Raw genomic sequence first — 16,219 nt, 5'->3', positions numbered from 1 at the left:
GTGCGGTCGGTGTGGGCGGACGGTCAGGCGCGCCCGCGGCGGATACGGCGTGCCAGTCGGGAGAGACCGAGCAGCAGGAATCCGAGGACCACCAGGCCGCCGGCGGCACCCGCGAGCGGGGCGACGTCCGCACCGGTGAAGGCGAGGTCGCGACCGGAACCGTTGCCGGATCCGGATCCGGATCCCGTGCCGGTGCCGGTGCCGTTGCCGTTGCCGTTGCCGTTGCCGTTGCCGGATCCGTTGCCGTTGCCGGATCCGTTGCCGAGGGAACCGTTGCCGGCAGCGAGACCCGATCCGTTGCCGGCAGCGAGACCCGATCCGTTGCCGGTACCGATCACTCCGGTACCGGTGCCGGCTCCGTTCCCGGAGCCACCCGGCAGGCCCGGCTGGCCCGGCTGGCCCGGTTCACCGGGCTGACCCGGCTCTCCAGGCTCCCCGGGCTGACCAGGCTGACCCGGCTCTCCAGGCTCCCCGGGCTGACCAGGCTGACCCGGCTCCCCGGGCTCACCGGGCTCCCCGGGCTCCCCGGGCTGACCAGGCTGACCAGGCTCACCGGGCTCACCGGGCTCACCGGGCTCACCGGGCTCACCGGGCTGACCAGGCTGACCAGGCTGACCAGGCTGACCAGGCTGACCAGGCTGACCAGGCTGACCAGGCTCTCCAGGCTCTCCGGGCTCACCAGGTTCACCGGGCTCACCAGGTTCACCGGGCTGCCCAGGCTCACCCGGCTCACCGGGCTGACCCGGCTCCCCAGGCTCTCCAGGCTCACCAGGCTCACCAGGCTGACCCGGCTCTCCAGGCTCACCGGGCTGCCCCGGCTCTCCAGGCTCACCGGGCTGCCCCGGCTCCCCAGGCTCCCCCGGCTGCCCGGGCTCACCGGGCTCACCGGGCTCACCGGGCTGCCCCGGCTCACCCGGCTGCCCCGGCTCACCCGGCTGGGCGGCGACCACCACCACGGGCACGGTCTGGGCGGCGGACGTGGCACCCTCGACGGTCTGGGTCACCGTGAAGGTGTGCGAGCCGACCCCGAGCTCCACGGACACCGACCAGGAGCCGTCGGCAGCCGCAGTCGTCACGACGGGGTCTCCCGCGTCGCTGCGGACCGTGACGGTCGCACCCGGGTCCGCCGTCCCGGTGACCTGCCAGGTGGCGGTGCCGTCGGCACCGGCCGTCTGCCGGGCCCCGGGCAGGGGCGAGGTGACCGTCAGGGGGTCCGCGACCCGGACGACGATCGGCACGACCTGCGAGTCGGAGGTGCCCCCGTCCACGGTCTGCGTCGCCTGCAGCGTCCAGTCACCGGCCGGGACCTCCTCGAAGGTGACGCTCCAGCGACCGTCGCCGCCGGCCGTCGTCGTCCGGACCTGCCCGGTCGAGAGCCGGACCTCGACCGCGGCGTCGGCTGCGGCAGTCCCGGAGACGGGCACGGTGGTCGTGCTGTCGAGCCCGGGGGCCTCGAAGAGGCGACCCGGGGTCGGGTCCGTGATGACGACGTCGTCCTCCTGCGCGGCGACCACGCTGATGCCGCTGGTCACCGGGGCCGAGGTGGCCCCGCCGACCGTCTGCGTCGCCGACACGGTGTGGTCGCCGACCGGGACGTCCGGCACGGTCACCGTCCAGGAGCCGTCCGCACCGGCCGTCGTCGACACCGTGGTGCCGTCGATGTCGACCGTCACGGTGGCGCCCGGCTCGGCGGTCCCGCTGACCGGCACGGAGACCGTGTCCTGGTCCGTCGGGAACACCTGGCCGTCCACGGGGGCGGTCACCTGCAGCGGGGCCACGGCGGCGACGGTGAAGGCGACGTCGGGTGCTGCAGTGGTCCGGCCGTCCACGGTCTGCGTGGCGGAGGCGGTGTGGCCGCCGAGCGCGACGTCCGGCACGGTGACCGTCCAGTCGCCCTCGTCGTCGGCCGTGGTCGCGACGGCGGTGCCGTCGTCGATCGTGACCGACACCGTTGCGCCGGGCGCTGCCGTGCCCACGACCCGGACCGGCGTGGTGTCACCGACGATCCGGACGGTGCTGCCGGCCGCCGGCGTCGTGATGACGACGGCGTCCTCGTCGGCGACGTCCACGGTCACGTCCACCACGACGGGGTCGGAGGTGGTGCCACCGACCTCCTGGCCGACGGTCACCGTGTGGTCGCCGGGACCGACGCCCGGTACGACCGTGTCCCAGGTGCCGTCGTCACGGACGGGCACCTCGATCGGGTCGCCGTCGTCGACCACCACGGTGACCGTGCCACCGGGCTCGCCGGTGCCCGCCACGGGCAGGTCGACCGTCGGGTCGGACGCCGGCACCGTGACGACCTGGTCGTCGGTCGGCGTGCTGACCGTCAGGGGCGCACCGGCCTCGACCGTGAACGTGTTGACGACCGGACCCGAGGTGGACCCGTCGACCGTCTGCGTCGCCCGGACGGTGTGCTCACCCGTCGCGACGCCGTCGAACCGGACGCTCCAGGTGCCGGCGTCGGTCGCCGTCACGGTCTGCTCGTCGCCGTCGTCCAGGGTCACGCGGACCTCGGCACCGGGCTCGGCCGCCCCGTTCGCGACGATCGTCGCGAGGGAGTCGTCCTGTGCGACCGTGACGGTGGACCCGTCGGCCGGGGTGGCGATCGTCAGCGGTGCCGCGACCACGACCTCGATGGCGACCGTGACCGGCTGCGACGTGGTGCCGCCGACCTGCTGGGTGACGCTGACGGTCGTGGTGCCCGCGGGGACACCGGGGACGTCGACCGCCCAGTCGCCGTCCTCGTCGGCCTCGGTCGTGGCATCACGCCCGCCGCCGAGGTCGACCACCACGGTGGCGCCGGGCTCCGCGGTGCCGCGCACCGTGACCGTCGTCGTGGCGTCCTCGTCGGCGACCCGCACCTCGTCCCCGTCCGCGGGGGCGGTGATGACGACCGGCGCTGCCGCGACGACCTCGAAGGGACGCTCGACCGGCGTGGTCGAGGTCGAGCCGGCGACGGTCTGCGTCGCCGACACGACGTGCTCACCGACCGCGACGTCGTCGACGTCGACGCTCCACGTGCCGTCGTCGCCCACCGGCACGTCGACCGGGTCTCGGTCGTCGACGGTCACCGTCACGGTGGCGCCGGGCTCGGCGTCACCGGCGACCGTGACGGTCGTCGTGGCGGCGACGTCCGCGACGGTGACGGTGCCCTCCGGCTGCCGGACGACGAGCTCCGCCGCGGCGACGACCGAGACCGGTCGCGTGACGGGGGCGCTCGTGGTGCCGTTCACCGACTGCGTGACCGCCGCCGTCCAGGACCCCACCGGGACGTCCTCGACGGTGGTCGCCCAGGTGCCGTCGTCGCCGACGACCGTCTCGGCGGTGCCGCCGTCACCGAGGTCGACGGTGACCGTCGCCCCCGGCGCGCCGGTGCCGGCGAAGTCCACGTCGGTGGTGGCGTCGTCGTCCGCGACCGTGACGGCCGTGGCGCCGGCCGGCGTGGTGACGGTCAGCGGCGCCCCGGCGCGCACCGACACTCCGGCGCTGACGGGTGCCGAGGTGATCCCGCCGACGACCTGCGTCGCCCGGACGGTGTGGTCACCGGTCGGCACGTCGGTGAACGTGTGGGTCCACCGTCCGTCGTCGTCCGCCTCGACGGTCGCCTGTTCCCCGGTGGAGAGCGTGACGGTCACCGGAGCGCCCGGCTCGGCCGTACCGGCCGCCACGACGTCGGCCGTACCGGTCGCGTCGGCGACCGTGATGACGTCACCGTCGTCGGGGCTGGTGAGTGCGAGCGGTCGGCCTGCGCGCACCGTGAGCGTCTGCTCCGCACTGGAGGCGGTGGTGCCGCCGACCGTCTGCGTCGCCGTGACCGTCTGCTCGCCCACGCCGACGCCGCCGACGGTGACCGTCCAGTCGCCGCCGTCGTCCGCGGTCGTGGAGGCCTCGGCGTCGCCGACGCGGATCGTCACCGGTGCGTTCGGCTCTGCCGTGCCGGACACCGTCACGTCACGCGTGGTGTCATCGTCCGGGACGAGCAGGACCGCGCCGTCCTCGGGCGACGTGATGAGCACGTCGTCCGCGGCGACGAGCGTGACGTCGCGGGTCACGGGGTCGGACGTCGCCGGGCTGGAGACCCGGCCGGGCAGCGTCTGCGTGACCGACACCGGGTGCGTCCCGACGCCGACGTCCTCGAAGGTGACGGACCAGCTCCCGTCGGCGGCGACCGTGGTCGTCGCTCCGGGCTCCTCGCCGTCGATCGTCGCGACGATCGCCGCGCCGGGGTGCCCGGTGCCGGTGACCGTCACGTCACGGGTCACGTCGTCACCGGCGACCGTGATCGCCGCCGTGCCGGGAGCCGTGACGGCGAGGGGCGCCGCAGCGTCGACCAGGAAGCCCACGGGCAGGGCGTCCGTGTTCGCGCCGTTCAGCGACTGTGCCGCGTCGATCGTGTAGTCACCGGGGGCGAGCCCCGCTGCGTCGACCGACCAGGTCCCGTCGCCGTCGCCTGCGGTGGTCGAGAGCTCGAGGTCACCGACCGTCACCGTCACGGCTGCGCCGGGTTCGGCGACACCGCTGATCGTCACCGTGGCGGTGGCGTCCCCGTCGACCACGACGAAGCGCGAGCCGGCGGCCGGGCTGTCGATGGTGATGGCGGTGCCCGGGACGACGGTGAAGTCCCGCGTCTCGGTGGTACCGGTCGTGCCGTTCACGGTCTGCACGGCCTCGACGGTGTGCTGGCCGGTCCCGAGCTGCACCGGGTCGAGGACCCAGTTGCCCGCGGGGCCGGTCACGACGGCGACGGGTGCTGCCCCGTCGATGCTGACGGAGACGGTCGCACCCGGCTCCGCGGTCCCGCGGACCACGACCGACGCGTCGCCGGTGCTCGTGGCGGGGATCTCCTGCCCCTCGGTGGGAGCGGTGATCTCGAGGTCGTCGCCGACCTCGATCGAGATGTCCCGCTCGATCGCCGGCGAGGTCTGTCCACCGACGGTCTGGGTGACCGTCACGGTGTGACCGCCGGTCCCGACGTCCGGCAGGGCCACCGACCAGGTGCCGTCGTCGTCCACCGTGGTCGTGACGGGTGCTCGCTCGTCGAGCACGACGTCGATCTCGGCACCGGGCTGCGCCGTCCCGGTCACGTCGACGTCGACCGTGTCGTCGTCGTTCGCGACCACGGTCGTCGCGCCCTGCACCGGTGCGGTCACCTGCAGCGCTGCCGCGGGGACGACCGAGACGATCCGCTGCTGGGCCGGCGACGTCGTGCCGTTCACGGTCTGCGTCGCGGTCAGGGTGTACCGACCGACGGGCACGTCCTCGACCGTCGTCCTCCAGTCACCGTCTCCGTCGGCCGTCGTCGTGGCCGTGAGGCCGCCGCCGAGCGACACCGACACCCGGGCCCGGGGCTCGGCGGTCCCGGTGACGTCGAGGTCGGCGGTCGAGTCGGCGTCGAGGACGGGCACGGTGGCGCCGTCCGCAGGGGTCGCGATCGTCAGCGGGGCACCGACGGCGATCTCGAAGGCCGAGGTGACGGGCGCCGAGGTGGTGCCGGCGACCGTCTGCGTCGCGGTGATCGTGCGCTCACCGACCGGGACCCCCGGGAAGGTGGCGGTCCAGTCGCCGTCGTCGTCCGCCTCGGTGATCGCCGTGAAGGAGCCGCCGAGGTCGACCGCGACGGACGCGTTCGGCGCAGCGGTGCCGGTCACCGTGACCGGGGTGGTCGACGTGGCGTCGGCGACCGTCAGGACGGCTCCGTCGGTCGGCTCCTCGATGGTGATGCCGGGAACGGCGGTGACCGAGAAGTCACGGGTCACCGGAGCGCTCGTCGTGCCGTCGACGGTCTGGGTCGCCGTGGCCGTGTAGTCGCCCGCGGGGACGTCCTCGACCGTGGCGGTCCAGGTGCCGTTCGTGTTCGCCGTGGTGGTGGCGGTCAGACCGTCGCCGAGCGTCACGTCGACGCGGGCACCGCCCTCGGCAGCACCGGTGAGCACGACGGCGCGGGTGTCCCCGACGAGCGGCAGGACCGCATCGGGGGCCGGAGTGTCGATGGTCAGCGTCCGAGCGGCGACGACCTCGAAGTCCCGCGTCACCGCGGCCGAGGTGGTGTCGCCGACGGTCTGCGTCACGCTGGCCGTCTGCAGCCCGACCGGGACCGCGTCGACAGGGACGCTCCAGACGCCGTTGCCGTCCGCCGTGCCGCTCGCCGTGACGTCGTCGCCGATCGTCACGTCGATCCGCGCGTTCGCGGTGGACGTGCCGGTGAGGGTCACCGGGGTCGTGGTCCCGGTCGTGGTGAACTGCTGCCCGGCAGTGGGCGTGTCGATGACCAGCGGACGCTGCGCGACGACCGAGAAGGCCTGCGTCGCGGTGCCAGCGGCGGCGCCGCCGACCGTCTGCGTCGCGGTGACGGTCCGGTCCCCGACCGGGACGTCCGCGAGTGTGGCGGTCCAGGTGCCGTCGGGGGCGACCGTCGCGGGGGCGGTCAGGCCACCGCCCGCGGCGAGCGCGATGCCGGCACCGGGTTCACCGGTCCCGCGCACCGTCACCGAGCGGGTGGAGGTGTCGGTCGGGACGCTGAACTGCTGCCCTGCCGTGGGTGCGGTGATCGTCGGGGCCAGGAACGCCGTGGCGCGCACCGTGGAGGTGGCGAGGTCGACCGTCGCGGCGTTCAGTCCCGGCAGCACCGTGAGGCGCAGGGCGGTCACGCTCTGCGCCCCTGGGTCGTACCCGCGAGGGTCGCGGAAGCGGGGGTCGTCCTGCGCGTTCACCGTCAGGTCGACCACCTGACGGAGCAGGAGCACGACGGGCGAGAGCGCCGTCGCGACGGCGGTCGTGGTGGTGGTGAGCGTGGTGCTGAGCTGGGTGAGGGCGGCGGAGTTCGCCAGCGGCCGCACCGCGGTCTGGAGGGCCGGGACGACGGTGCCGCTGACGAGCGTCCCGAGCACGGGGGCGACGTTGATCCCGAGGATCGTTCCCGTCGACACGGAGACCTGCGGCGTGGCCGCGCCCGACACGGCGAGCGCACCGATGGTCGAGTCGACGGTCACGTTGATCGGCAGGTTGACCGCCCCGGCCGCGCGGAGCGTGGCACTGACCTGGACGCGCACCCGTGCGGCGTCGACCGCGTTCGTGACGGCGGTGCTCAGGGTGGCAGGGAGCCGTGTCCCGAGGATGTTCGTGATGCTGCTGTTGATCGCGGCGACCGCCGCATCGGTGAGCACGGGGGTGTTCGCCGGCTGGTCGTTGAGCCGCGTCAACGTGTCGAGGTCGACGGTGATCGAACCGGTCGACGGGGTGATGGTCACCGCACCGTCCGTGATCGGCTGCGCGAGGACCCCGTCGATGGTCGGCCCGAGATCGAGGTTCGCGGTCGTCTGGACGCTCGTGTTCCGAACGGACACCAGCGGCGAGAGCAGCGATCCCAACGCCCCCGTGACCGCGTCGGTCGTCACCGCTCCGCTCAGCGCGGTGTTCACCGAGGCGGACAGCGGCGCGACGTTCGCCCGCAGGGTCGTCGCGAGTCGGGACACCGCGGGGCTGGTGAGCTGCAGGTTCGCGCCGGCGATGCGGTAGTCGCTCGCGGTGCTCACCGTCGCACCACGTGTGGCGCTGATCGTCGAGGCGAGCGCGCCCACCTGCAGCTGCGCGTTCGACAGCACGGTCGAGTCCGCGCGGACCCGGGTCAGCAGCGGGTTCAGGTTCAGCGTCGACGCACCGGCCCCGGTGCCGCTCCCGACGCCGATCGCCCCGTCGTTGCCGACGAGGCCGGAGGAACCGCGGGCGCCCGTCTGCGAGGTCGTCGCGAACTGCCCGTCGACACCGAGCGTCAGGATGCCGTTCGCGCCGAGCAGGTCGACGTTGTTCGACAGTCGGACGCCCAAGCTGTTCAGCGCGGTGAGGTCGAGCGGCTGGTTCGTCGTCCCGCCGACCGTGCTCGCGCTGCTCGCGGAGTAGGCACCGCGGAGCTGGGCGAGCGCGTCGACGTCGACGATGCCGGAACCGCTGAGCAGGAAGCCCTCGGCCTCGGCGACGTCCGTCTGCGCCGCTGCAGCCGGTTGGATCGCCACGGTGGCGGCGAGCAATGCCGTCACCGTGGCGACGACACCGCCGCGCAGGAGGAGGCTCCGGTCACCGGGAGCTCGTCGTCGAGCCCGGTTCCCGTCGCCGGTGATCCATCGTGTCCAGTTGACCGCTCCTGCGGGCACAGGGGTACCCCGGAGCGACACGTGCCTGCGCATGCGTGTCCCGTTTCCTGGCAGGCTCGCCTGCCACCTGATCCTCGGACTCCCCCGCTGGTGAGACGGGAGAGGGTCGGAACCCTGGTTGGGGGTTCCTGAGGGTGATCTTTACACATGAACAGGAACCGCGCACGAGGTTGCACGAGATTTCGTCGGCGAGTCCGCTCGGCGTACCGGAACCATCGCGGATCTGCCGGAGAACGGCGAAGACTTCCCGTGCACCGGACGACACAGCCCCGGAACGAAGAAGACTCCGCACGCACAGGACGACACAGCCCCGGTCGCTCCGGCTGCGTCCTCGCCCCGGAACGAAGAAGACTCCTCACGCACAGGACGACACAGCCCCGGTCGCTCCGGCTGCGTCCTCGCCCCGGAACGAAGAAGACTCCTCACGCACCCGCCAGAGCCCGGTTACCCTTGCTGCGTTTCCGCCCTGGGGGAGTTGGCCTGGATGGCGTCACGTGAGGAGCCTCCGGAAGTCTACCGGATGCTCCGGGCAGTATCGGACACATGAAGATCGCCATCGCCGGAGGACACGGCCAGATCGCACTGCTCCTCGCCCGCCTGATCACCGACGCGGGCCACGACGCCGTCGCGATCATCCGCAACCCTGCCCACGTGACCGACGTCGAGCAGCAGGGCGCGACGGCCCTGGTCGTCGACCTGGAGCAGGTGAACGACGACGAGCTGGCGCTGCGCCTCCGTGGCGTCGACGCCGTGGTCTTCGCCGCGGGTGCCGGGCCGAACAGCGGCGCCGACCGCAAGGAGTCCGTCGACCGCGACGCGGCGATCACCCTGGCGGACGCGGCGGAGCGGATCGGGATCCAGCGGTACGTGATGGTGTCGGCGATGGGTGCCGACGCCTACGACCGCGAGCGTGCCGTGGTCCCTGCCCGGACGGAGGCGGACGTCTTCCAGGTGTACCTCCGGGCGAAGTCGGAGGCCGATGCGAACATCCGGATGCGGAACCTGGCCTGGACGATCATCCGGCCGGGAGCACTGCTCGACACCCCGCCGCAGGGCACGGTGCACGTCGGCCGGACGGTCCCCCGCGGGTCGATCCCCCGTGCGGACGTCGCCGCCCTCGTCCTGCACGCACTGCTCGACGACACCGCCGTCGGGGTGCAGTTCGAGGTGACGAGCGGCAACACCCCGATCCCGGCCGCCCTGCACGCCCTGAGCTGACGCGGGCGGGACGCTGGCGTCAGCGCGAGACGCCGGCGTCAGCGCGAGACGCCGTCCACCGAGCGAGACGCCGTCGGAAGTGGCGGCGTCTCGACGAGCTGGCGGCGTCTCGACGAGCTGGCGGCGTCTCGGCGACGGCGCAGCACCAGGCGCCACGCTGCGCCGCGCCGTGCCACCAGCCCGACGGCCCGACGGCCCACCAGCCCGACGGCCCGACGGCCCACCAGCCCGACAGCCCTACAGCGCGACCGCCGCCGACTGCCGGGCGATCTCGAGCTCCTCGTTCGTCGGCACGACGAGCACCGCGACCCGCGACGCGTCGGTCGAGATCAGCCGGGCCTCCTTCGAGTGCAGCTCGTTCCGGTCGGCGTCGACCTCGATGCCCAGGTGCTCGAGCCCGGCGAGCACGCGCCGCCGCAGCAGCGCGTTGTTCTCCCCTACCCCGGCGGTGAACACGACGGCGTCCAGCCCGCCGAGCTGCGCCGTGTAGGCCCCGACGTAGCGGCGGATGCGGTGCCGGTACACGGCGAGCGCCGCCTCGGCCTCGTCGTCGCCACCGAGCGCCGCGTCCTGCACGTCGCGCATGTCGCCGTTGCCCGTGAGGCCGAGCAGACCGGACTGCTTGTTGAGCATCGTGTCGAGGTCGTCGAAGGACATGCCGGCCTCGCGGTGCAGGTGGATGAGCACCGCCGGGTCGAGGTCGCCGGAGCGCGTGCCCATCACGAGGCCCTCGAGCGGCGTGAGCCCCATCGACGTCTCGATCGACCGCCCGCCGTCGATCGCCGCCACCGACGCCCCGTTGCCGAGGTGCAGCACGATCGTCTTCAGCTCGGCCAGCGGGCGGCCGAGGAACTCCGCGGTCTGCTCGGACACGTACTTGTGGCTCGTCCCGTGCATGCCGTACCGGCGGATCCGGTACCGCTCGGCGAGGTCGGCCGGGATCGCGTACGTGTAGGCGTGCGGCGGCATGGTCTGGTGGAACGCGGTGTCGAAGACGGCGACGTGCGGCACGTCCGAGAACACCTGCTTCGCCGCGCGGATGCCCTCGAGGTTCGCGGGGTTGTGCAGCGGCGCGAGGCTGTTCAGGTCCTCGATCTGCTGCTCGACCTCGTCGGTGACGACGGTGGCCGCGTCGAAGGTGGTCCCCCCGTGCACGACGCGGTGTCCGACGACCGCCGGCGGGTGCTCGTCGAACGACGGCCCGACCTTGGCGAAGGCGTCGATCATCGCCTGGAAGCCGGCCGCGTGGTCGGGCACGGACGCCGCGTCGTTCGACGACGACTCCCCCGTCAGCGCGTTGGTGTGCTTCCACGCCCCCGATGACTCCCCGATGCGCTCGACGAGCCCGGAGGCGAGCGTGCGCTCGCCCTCGAGTTCGATGAGCTGGTACTTGAACGAACTCGATCCGGAGTTGACGACGAGGGCTGCGGTCACGGTGGGGTGCCTTTCTCGGGACGGTCTGGAGGCGCGGTGCGGGCGGGTGGGCTGGTCGCGGTCGGCGATGGTCGGTCAGGCCGCGTCGGTCGCGGTGCCGGCCTGGATGGCCGTGATGGCGACCGTGTTCACGATGTCGCTGACGAGCGCACCGCGGGACAGGTCGTTGATCGGCTTGCGCAGGCCCTGGAGGACGGGTCCGATCGCGACCGCACCCGCCGAGCGCTGCACGGCCTTGTACGTGTTGTTGCCGGTGTTGAGGTCGGGGAAGATGAACACCGTCGCCCGGCCCGCCACGGGCGAGTCCGGCATCTTCGTGCGGGCGACCGTCGGATCGGCGGCGGCGTCGTACTGGATGGGTCCCTCGACGAGCAGGTCCGGGCGGCGCTCCCGGACGAAGGCCGTCCCGGCACGCACCTTGTCGACGTCCGCACCGGTGCCGCTGTCGCCGGTCGAGTAGCTCAGCATCGCGACGCGCGGGTCGATGCCGAACTGCGTGGCCGTCTCCGCCGACGAGATCGCGATGTCGGCGAGCTGCTCGCTGCTCGGGTCGGGGATGACCGCGCAGTCACCGTAGACGAGCACGCGGTCGGCGAGCGCCATGAGGAACACGCTCGAGACGATCGAGGTGTCCGGCCGGGTCTTGATGATCTCGAAGGACGGTCGGATGGTGTGCGCGGTGGTGTGCTTCGCCCCGGACACCATGCCGTCGGCGAGTCCGAGCTGCACCATGAGCGTGCCGAAGTAGGACACGTCGGTGACGGTGTCGCGCGCGAGCTCCATCGACATGCCCTTGTGCGCTCGGAGCCGCGTGTACTCCTCGGCGAAGCGCTCGCGCAGCTCGGGGTCGAACGGGCTGACGAGCTGTGCACCGTCGAGGTCGAGGCCGAGCTCGATGGCGCGTGCCCGGATCGACGTCGGCTCGCCGAGGATCGTGAGCTCGCACACCTGTCGCGCGAGCAGCGTCGACGCCGCGTGCAGGATGCGGTCGTCGTCGCCCTCGGGCAGCACGATCCGCTTGCCGTACCCACGCGCGCGGTCGAGCAGCCCGTGCTCGAACATGAGCGGCGTGACGACCCCGGACGGGGTGAGCTGCAGGCGGTCGCGCAGTGCGTCGGCGTCGACGTGCTGCTCGAAGAGCGCCAGTGCCAGGTCGGCCTTGCGGGGTGAGTCCGCGGCGAGGCGCCCCCGGGTGTGGGTGATGCGGAGCGCGGTGTCGTACGTGCCGAGGTCGTTCCGGGCGATCGGCAGCGAGCTCGACAGGCCCTCGAGCAGCCGGGTGATCTGCGGCGAGGTCTCGAACCCGCCGTTGAGGATCACGCCCGCCAGGCTCGGGAAGGTCTCGGACTGGTTCGCGAGCACGGTCGCGAGGAGCACGTCACTGCGGTCCCCCGGCACGACGACGATCCCGCCCTCGATGAGCCGCGGCAGCACGTTCTCCATGCTCATGCCGGCGACCACCGTGCCGAGGGCCTCCCGGTCGAGCAGCGCCTCGTCACCGCGGACGAGCGTGGCGCCCGTCGCCTCGAGCAGGGCGCGCACCGTCGGCGCCACGAGCACCCGGTCCTCCGGGATGGCCCACACGGGGGTGTCCGGGTGGTCGTCGCGCACGGCGTGCTCCACGCTCCGGACGATCGCGGCCAGGGCGTCCGGGTCCGCACGGTTCACGACGACGCCGAGCAGTTGAGCGTGCGCCGCCCGGAGTTCGCTCGTGGTGACGTCCGCGACCTGCGCCATCGCCTCGGGCGTGCGGACGCCACGCTCCGAGGAGTCCCGACCGCCGAGCACGAGCAGCACGGGCGCGCCGAGGTTCGCCGCGACCTTGGCGTTGAACGACAGCTCGGTCGGACTGCCGACGTCGGTGTAGTCGGACCCGAGCACCACGACGGCGTCGCACTGCCGCTCGACCTGGGCGAACCGGTTCAGGATCGTGCCGAGGGCGGCGTCCGGGTCGGCGTGCACGTCGTCGTACGTCACGCCGACGGCCTCGTCGTAGGAGAGCCCCACCGCGCTGTGCTGCAGCAGGAGCTCGAGCACGTAGTCCGGCTCGGCCACCGACCGTGCGACCGGTCGGAACACGCCGACGCGTCCGACGGAGCGTGCGAGGGTCTCGAGGACACCGAGCGCGACGGTGCTCTTGCCCGTGTGTCCTTCTGCTGACGTGATGTAGATGCGGGTCGACACCCCTCCAGGCTAGTCGCGGGCACACCGTGCGCTCTGGGAGCCGACGGGGCCGTGGACGGACGTGGTCGTGACCACCCCCGCGAACCTGTACCATGGGGTGTCGTCACCGCGAGGTGGCACGAGGAGAATTCGCCTAGTGGCCTATGGCGCACGCTTGGAAAGCGTGTTGGGTGCAAGCCCTCGGGGGTTCGAATCCCCCATTCTCCGCCAGCAGTACCGAAGGGCGCGTCCAGCAGGACGCGCCCTTCGTCGTTCCCGGGTGGCGCACGTCCCCGTCGGCACGGCTCCCGACCGGCGCGGCCCCGGCTGCGGCCTGTGGAGTCCCCCACTCGCGGGACACGATCGCACCCCGCTCGGCCCGTCCTGGCCGGGAAACGCCCAACGGGGGTGGAACGGGCTGTCCTCCGCCCCCGCTTCGCCCTATCCTGTGCAGACGGACGACCCCGGGACGGGTCGGACACGGTGCAGCGGGCGGCAGGGGCGTCGCCCGCGGGGTGGCGACTCGGCCTGCCCGTGCGCCCGAGGGGTGAGGAGACCCAGGTGGGGGAAGCGACGGTGTCAGCTGCCGGGCGTCTGCGGACGCCGGTCCACGACGTGGTCCTCCGCCCGCGGCGCTCCCTCGTCCGGTCGACCGTCCTCAGCGTGGTCTGCTCCGCCGTCCCCCTCGCCGTCGCGCTCGTCTGGGCCTCGCTGCCGGAACGCTGGTGGGCCCTCGTCGCCGGGCTCGTCGTCGCCGTCGCCGTGCTGGTCGGGGTCCTCTTCGTCCGACTCGGTCAGGCCTTCTTCGGCATCGACGCGGACGTCGTCGCCCTGAACGCGGTCCTCACCCCGAACCGTCGCATCGCCCGCGAGCGGATCGACCGGCTGGTCGTCACCCCGACGTACGGCGCGTCGCCCGACCGCACCACGCGGGAGCTCCTCGCGTTCGACGCCGACGGCACGCACCTCTTCCGGCTGCGCGGCGACGTCTGGGGCGACGACGCCCTCGACCGCGTGGTCGAGGTGCTGGGCGTGCCGGTCGAGCACGAGCGCCGACCGGTCCACGTCCGCGAGGCCACGCGCCGCTGGCCCACGAGCCGCACCTGGTACGAGCGCCGCGGGGGCGTGCTCGCGGTGGGCGCGGCGACCGCGTGCATCGTCGCCGGCCTGCTCGCCGTCGAGACCGTCGGCCTCCTGACCCGCTGAGACCGGCCGGGGCGACGCGCGGCACCGCGCCGGCAGCAGCTCAGCGGCGGCGGCGGAGCGTCGAGAAGATGCCCCGGACGACCTCCTTCGCGATGGTCTGCCCGAGGCCGTTCCCGAGCAGTCCGCCGAGCGGGTCGTCCGCAGTGCGCCCGGCCGAGCGCGACGTCCGTGTCGACGTCGATCGCGACCGGCGACCCGCCGCTGCCCGCTCCGCGCGTTCGAACTCGCGCTGCGTCCGCTCGTACTCCGCCTGTGCGGCCTTCCGCTCGCGCTCGTCCCGCGCAGCCTGCGCGGCCGCCTCCTTCGCCGCCGCCGTGGCGGCGCGCGCAGCCTCCTGCTCGGCGTCCGCCTGCGCCTGCGCTGCGGCGGCGTCCGCGGCGGCGGACTCCATGCGGGCGGCCAGGAGCTCACGCGCCGACTCGGGGTCGACGGTGGTGCCGTACCGGGCGAGGAGCGGGGACGAGGCGACCAGCGCCTCCAGGACGTCCGACGGCAGCGCGTCCATCGATCCCTGCGGCGCGCGCAGACGGGTCCACGCCACCGGCGTGGGTGCGCCGTCCTCGTTCATCACCGTCACGACCGCCTCGCCGGTCGCCAGCGAGGTCAGGACCTCCCCCAGGTCGTAGTCACTCGTCGGGTACGTCGACACGGTCGCCCGCAGTGCCTTCGCGTCGTCCGGCGTGTGGGCACGGAGCTGGTGCTGCACCCGCGAGCCGAGCTGTGCGAGCACGTCGTCGGGCAGGTCCTTCGGCGTCTGCGTGACGAACACGATGCCGACACCCTTCGAACGGATGAGCCGCACGGTGCGGACGACCTGCTCGCGGAAGTCCTTCGACGACCCCGAGAAGAGCAGGTGTGCCTCGTCGAAGAAGAACACGAGCGCCGGCCGGTCGGTGTCGCCGACCTCGGGGAGTTCGTTGAACAGGTCGGCGAGCAGCCACATCAGGAACGTCGAGAACACCTCGGGCCGGTCCTGCACGCCCGGCACCTCGAGCAGGCTCACGATCCCGCGGCCGTCCGGGGCGGTGCGCAGGAACGCACGGGTGTCGATCTCGGGTGCTCCGAAGAAGCGGTCCGCACCCTGGTCGGCGAAGGTCACCAGCTCGCGCAGGATCACACCGGCGGTCTGCTTCGACAACCCGCCGAGCTCCGCGAGCTCCACCTTGCCCTGGTCGCTCACCAGGTAGGTCAGCACGGCGCGCAGGTCCGACAGGTCGACGAGCGGCAGTCCGGCGCGTTCGGCGTGGTGGAACACCAACCCGAGCGAGGACTCCTGCGTCGCGTTGAGGCCGAGCACCTTGGCCAGCAGGAGCGGGCCGAACCCGGAGACGGTCGCCCGGATCGGCACACCGGTGCCCTGCCCGCCGAGGGAGTAGAACTCCACCGCACTCGCGACGCCGCGCCAGTCCTGACCGATCGCCTCGGTGCGGGCGAGGAGCTTCTCGTCCGGCTGCCCGGCCACGGCGAGTCCGGACAGGTCGCCCTTGACGTCGGCCGCGAACACCGGGACGCCGTTCGCGGCGACCTGCTCCGCGAGCAACTGGAGCGTGCGGGTCTTGCCCGTGCCGGTGGCACCGGCCACGAGGCCGTGCCGGTTGAGCATGCCGAGCGGGATCCGGACCTGGACGTCGGGCAGCGGGCGGCCGTTGACGAGGGCACCGAGCTCCAGGGCGGTGCCCTCGACGGCGTACCCGGTGCGGATCGCGTCGACGGCCTCCGGCCCGAGGGGGCCGGACTGCGGTGCGCTCGGCGGTGTGGTCGACGCGATCGTCGCCTCCGGCGTGGTGGTCGCGTCGAGCGGCGCGCGGCCCGGAGGCTCGGTGGCTGTCCCCGGTGTCGTCCCGCCTGCGGCCGTGCTCGCGTCGGGCGCCCCGGTCGCCTCCGGTGCCGCGCTCGCGTCGGCCGCCCGGCTGAGCGCCGCCGCGAGCTCCTCGGCCCGCCGAGCCGCCTCGTCCGCAAGCCGACGTGCCTCCTCGGCCGCCGCCTGCGCCGCTGCTGCCGCTGCCCGTGCCTGCTCCACCGCGTCGGTCATGTCCGCAGCATACGGA

6 protein-coding genes, 1 tRNA gene and 1 other RNA gene are annotated in these 16,219 nt (G+C 73.3%); 3 read left to right on the top strand and 5 right to left on the bottom strand.

What is annotated here, in order from left to right; genetic code table 11:
• Positions 1-23: 23 nt before the first annotated feature.
• Both M3666_RS04920 and ffs read right to left on the bottom strand, forming a co-directional pair.
• The gene (locus M3666_RS04920) at positions 24-8,027 is read right to left on the bottom strand and encodes a choice-of-anchor G family protein (protein WP_251154633.1); all 8,004 of its coding nucleotides are present in this window, start codon (positions 8,025-8,027) and stop codon (positions 24-26) included.
• 533 nt (positions 8,028-8,560) lie between these two features.
• An RNA gene (gene ffs, locus M3666_RS04915) (signal recognition particle sRNA small type) lies at positions 8,561-8,657 on the bottom strand.
• Positions 8,658-8,693: 36 nt separating this feature from the next.
• Here ffs and M3666_RS04910 point away from each other — a divergent pair.
• Positions 8,694-9,368, top strand: coding sequence for an SDR family oxidoreductase (locus M3666_RS04910; protein WP_251154632.1), 675 nt, complete (start codon positions 8,694-8,696; stop codon positions 9,366-9,368).
• 237 nt (positions 9,369-9,605) lie between these two features.
• On the opposite strand, the gene M3666_RS04905 is transcribed toward M3666_RS04910, so the two are convergent.
• Together M3666_RS04905 and pta are read right to left on the bottom strand one after the other, a co-directional pair.
• Positions 9,606-10,802 (bottom strand): acetate kinase, encoded by a 1,197-nt coding sequence (locus tag M3666_RS04905; RefSeq protein WP_251154631.1) that lies wholly within the window; start codon positions 10,800-10,802, stop codon positions 9,606-9,608.
• 75 nt (positions 10,803-10,877) lie between these two features.
• Positions 10,878-12,986, bottom strand: a complete 2,109-nt coding sequence (pta, locus tag M3666_RS04900; protein ID WP_251154630.1) for a phosphate acetyltransferase — start codon at positions 12,984-12,986, stop codon at positions 10,878-10,880.
• 122 nt (positions 12,987-13,108) lie between these two features.
• On the opposite strand from pta, the gene M3666_RS04895 reads away from it, so the two are divergent.
• A tRNA-Ser gene (locus tag M3666_RS04895) sits at positions 13,109-13,196 on the top strand.
• A gap of 330 nt (positions 13,197-13,526) precedes the next feature.
• Positions 13,527-14,171, top strand: a complete 645-nt coding sequence (locus M3666_RS04890) for a hypothetical protein (RefSeq protein WP_251154629.1) — start codon at positions 13,527-13,529, stop codon at positions 14,169-14,171.
• A gap of 40 nt (positions 14,172-14,211) precedes the next feature.
• Here M3666_RS04890 and M3666_RS04885 read toward each other — a convergent pair whose 3' ends face one another.
• Positions 14,212-16,203: a helicase HerA-like domain-containing protein gene (locus tag M3666_RS04885; RefSeq protein WP_251154628.1), complete on the bottom strand. Its 1,992-nt coding sequence runs from the start codon at positions 16,201-16,203 to the stop codon at positions 14,212-14,214.
• Positions 16,204-16,219 lie beyond the last annotated feature (16 nt).

The organism is Curtobacterium sp. ODYSSEY 48 V2, assembly GCF_023712625.1.
Classification (GTDB): domain Bacteria; phylum Actinomycetota; class Actinomycetes; order Actinomycetales; family Microbacteriaceae; genus Curtobacterium.
This window is presented reverse-complemented; position numbering and strand designations above follow the sequence as displayed.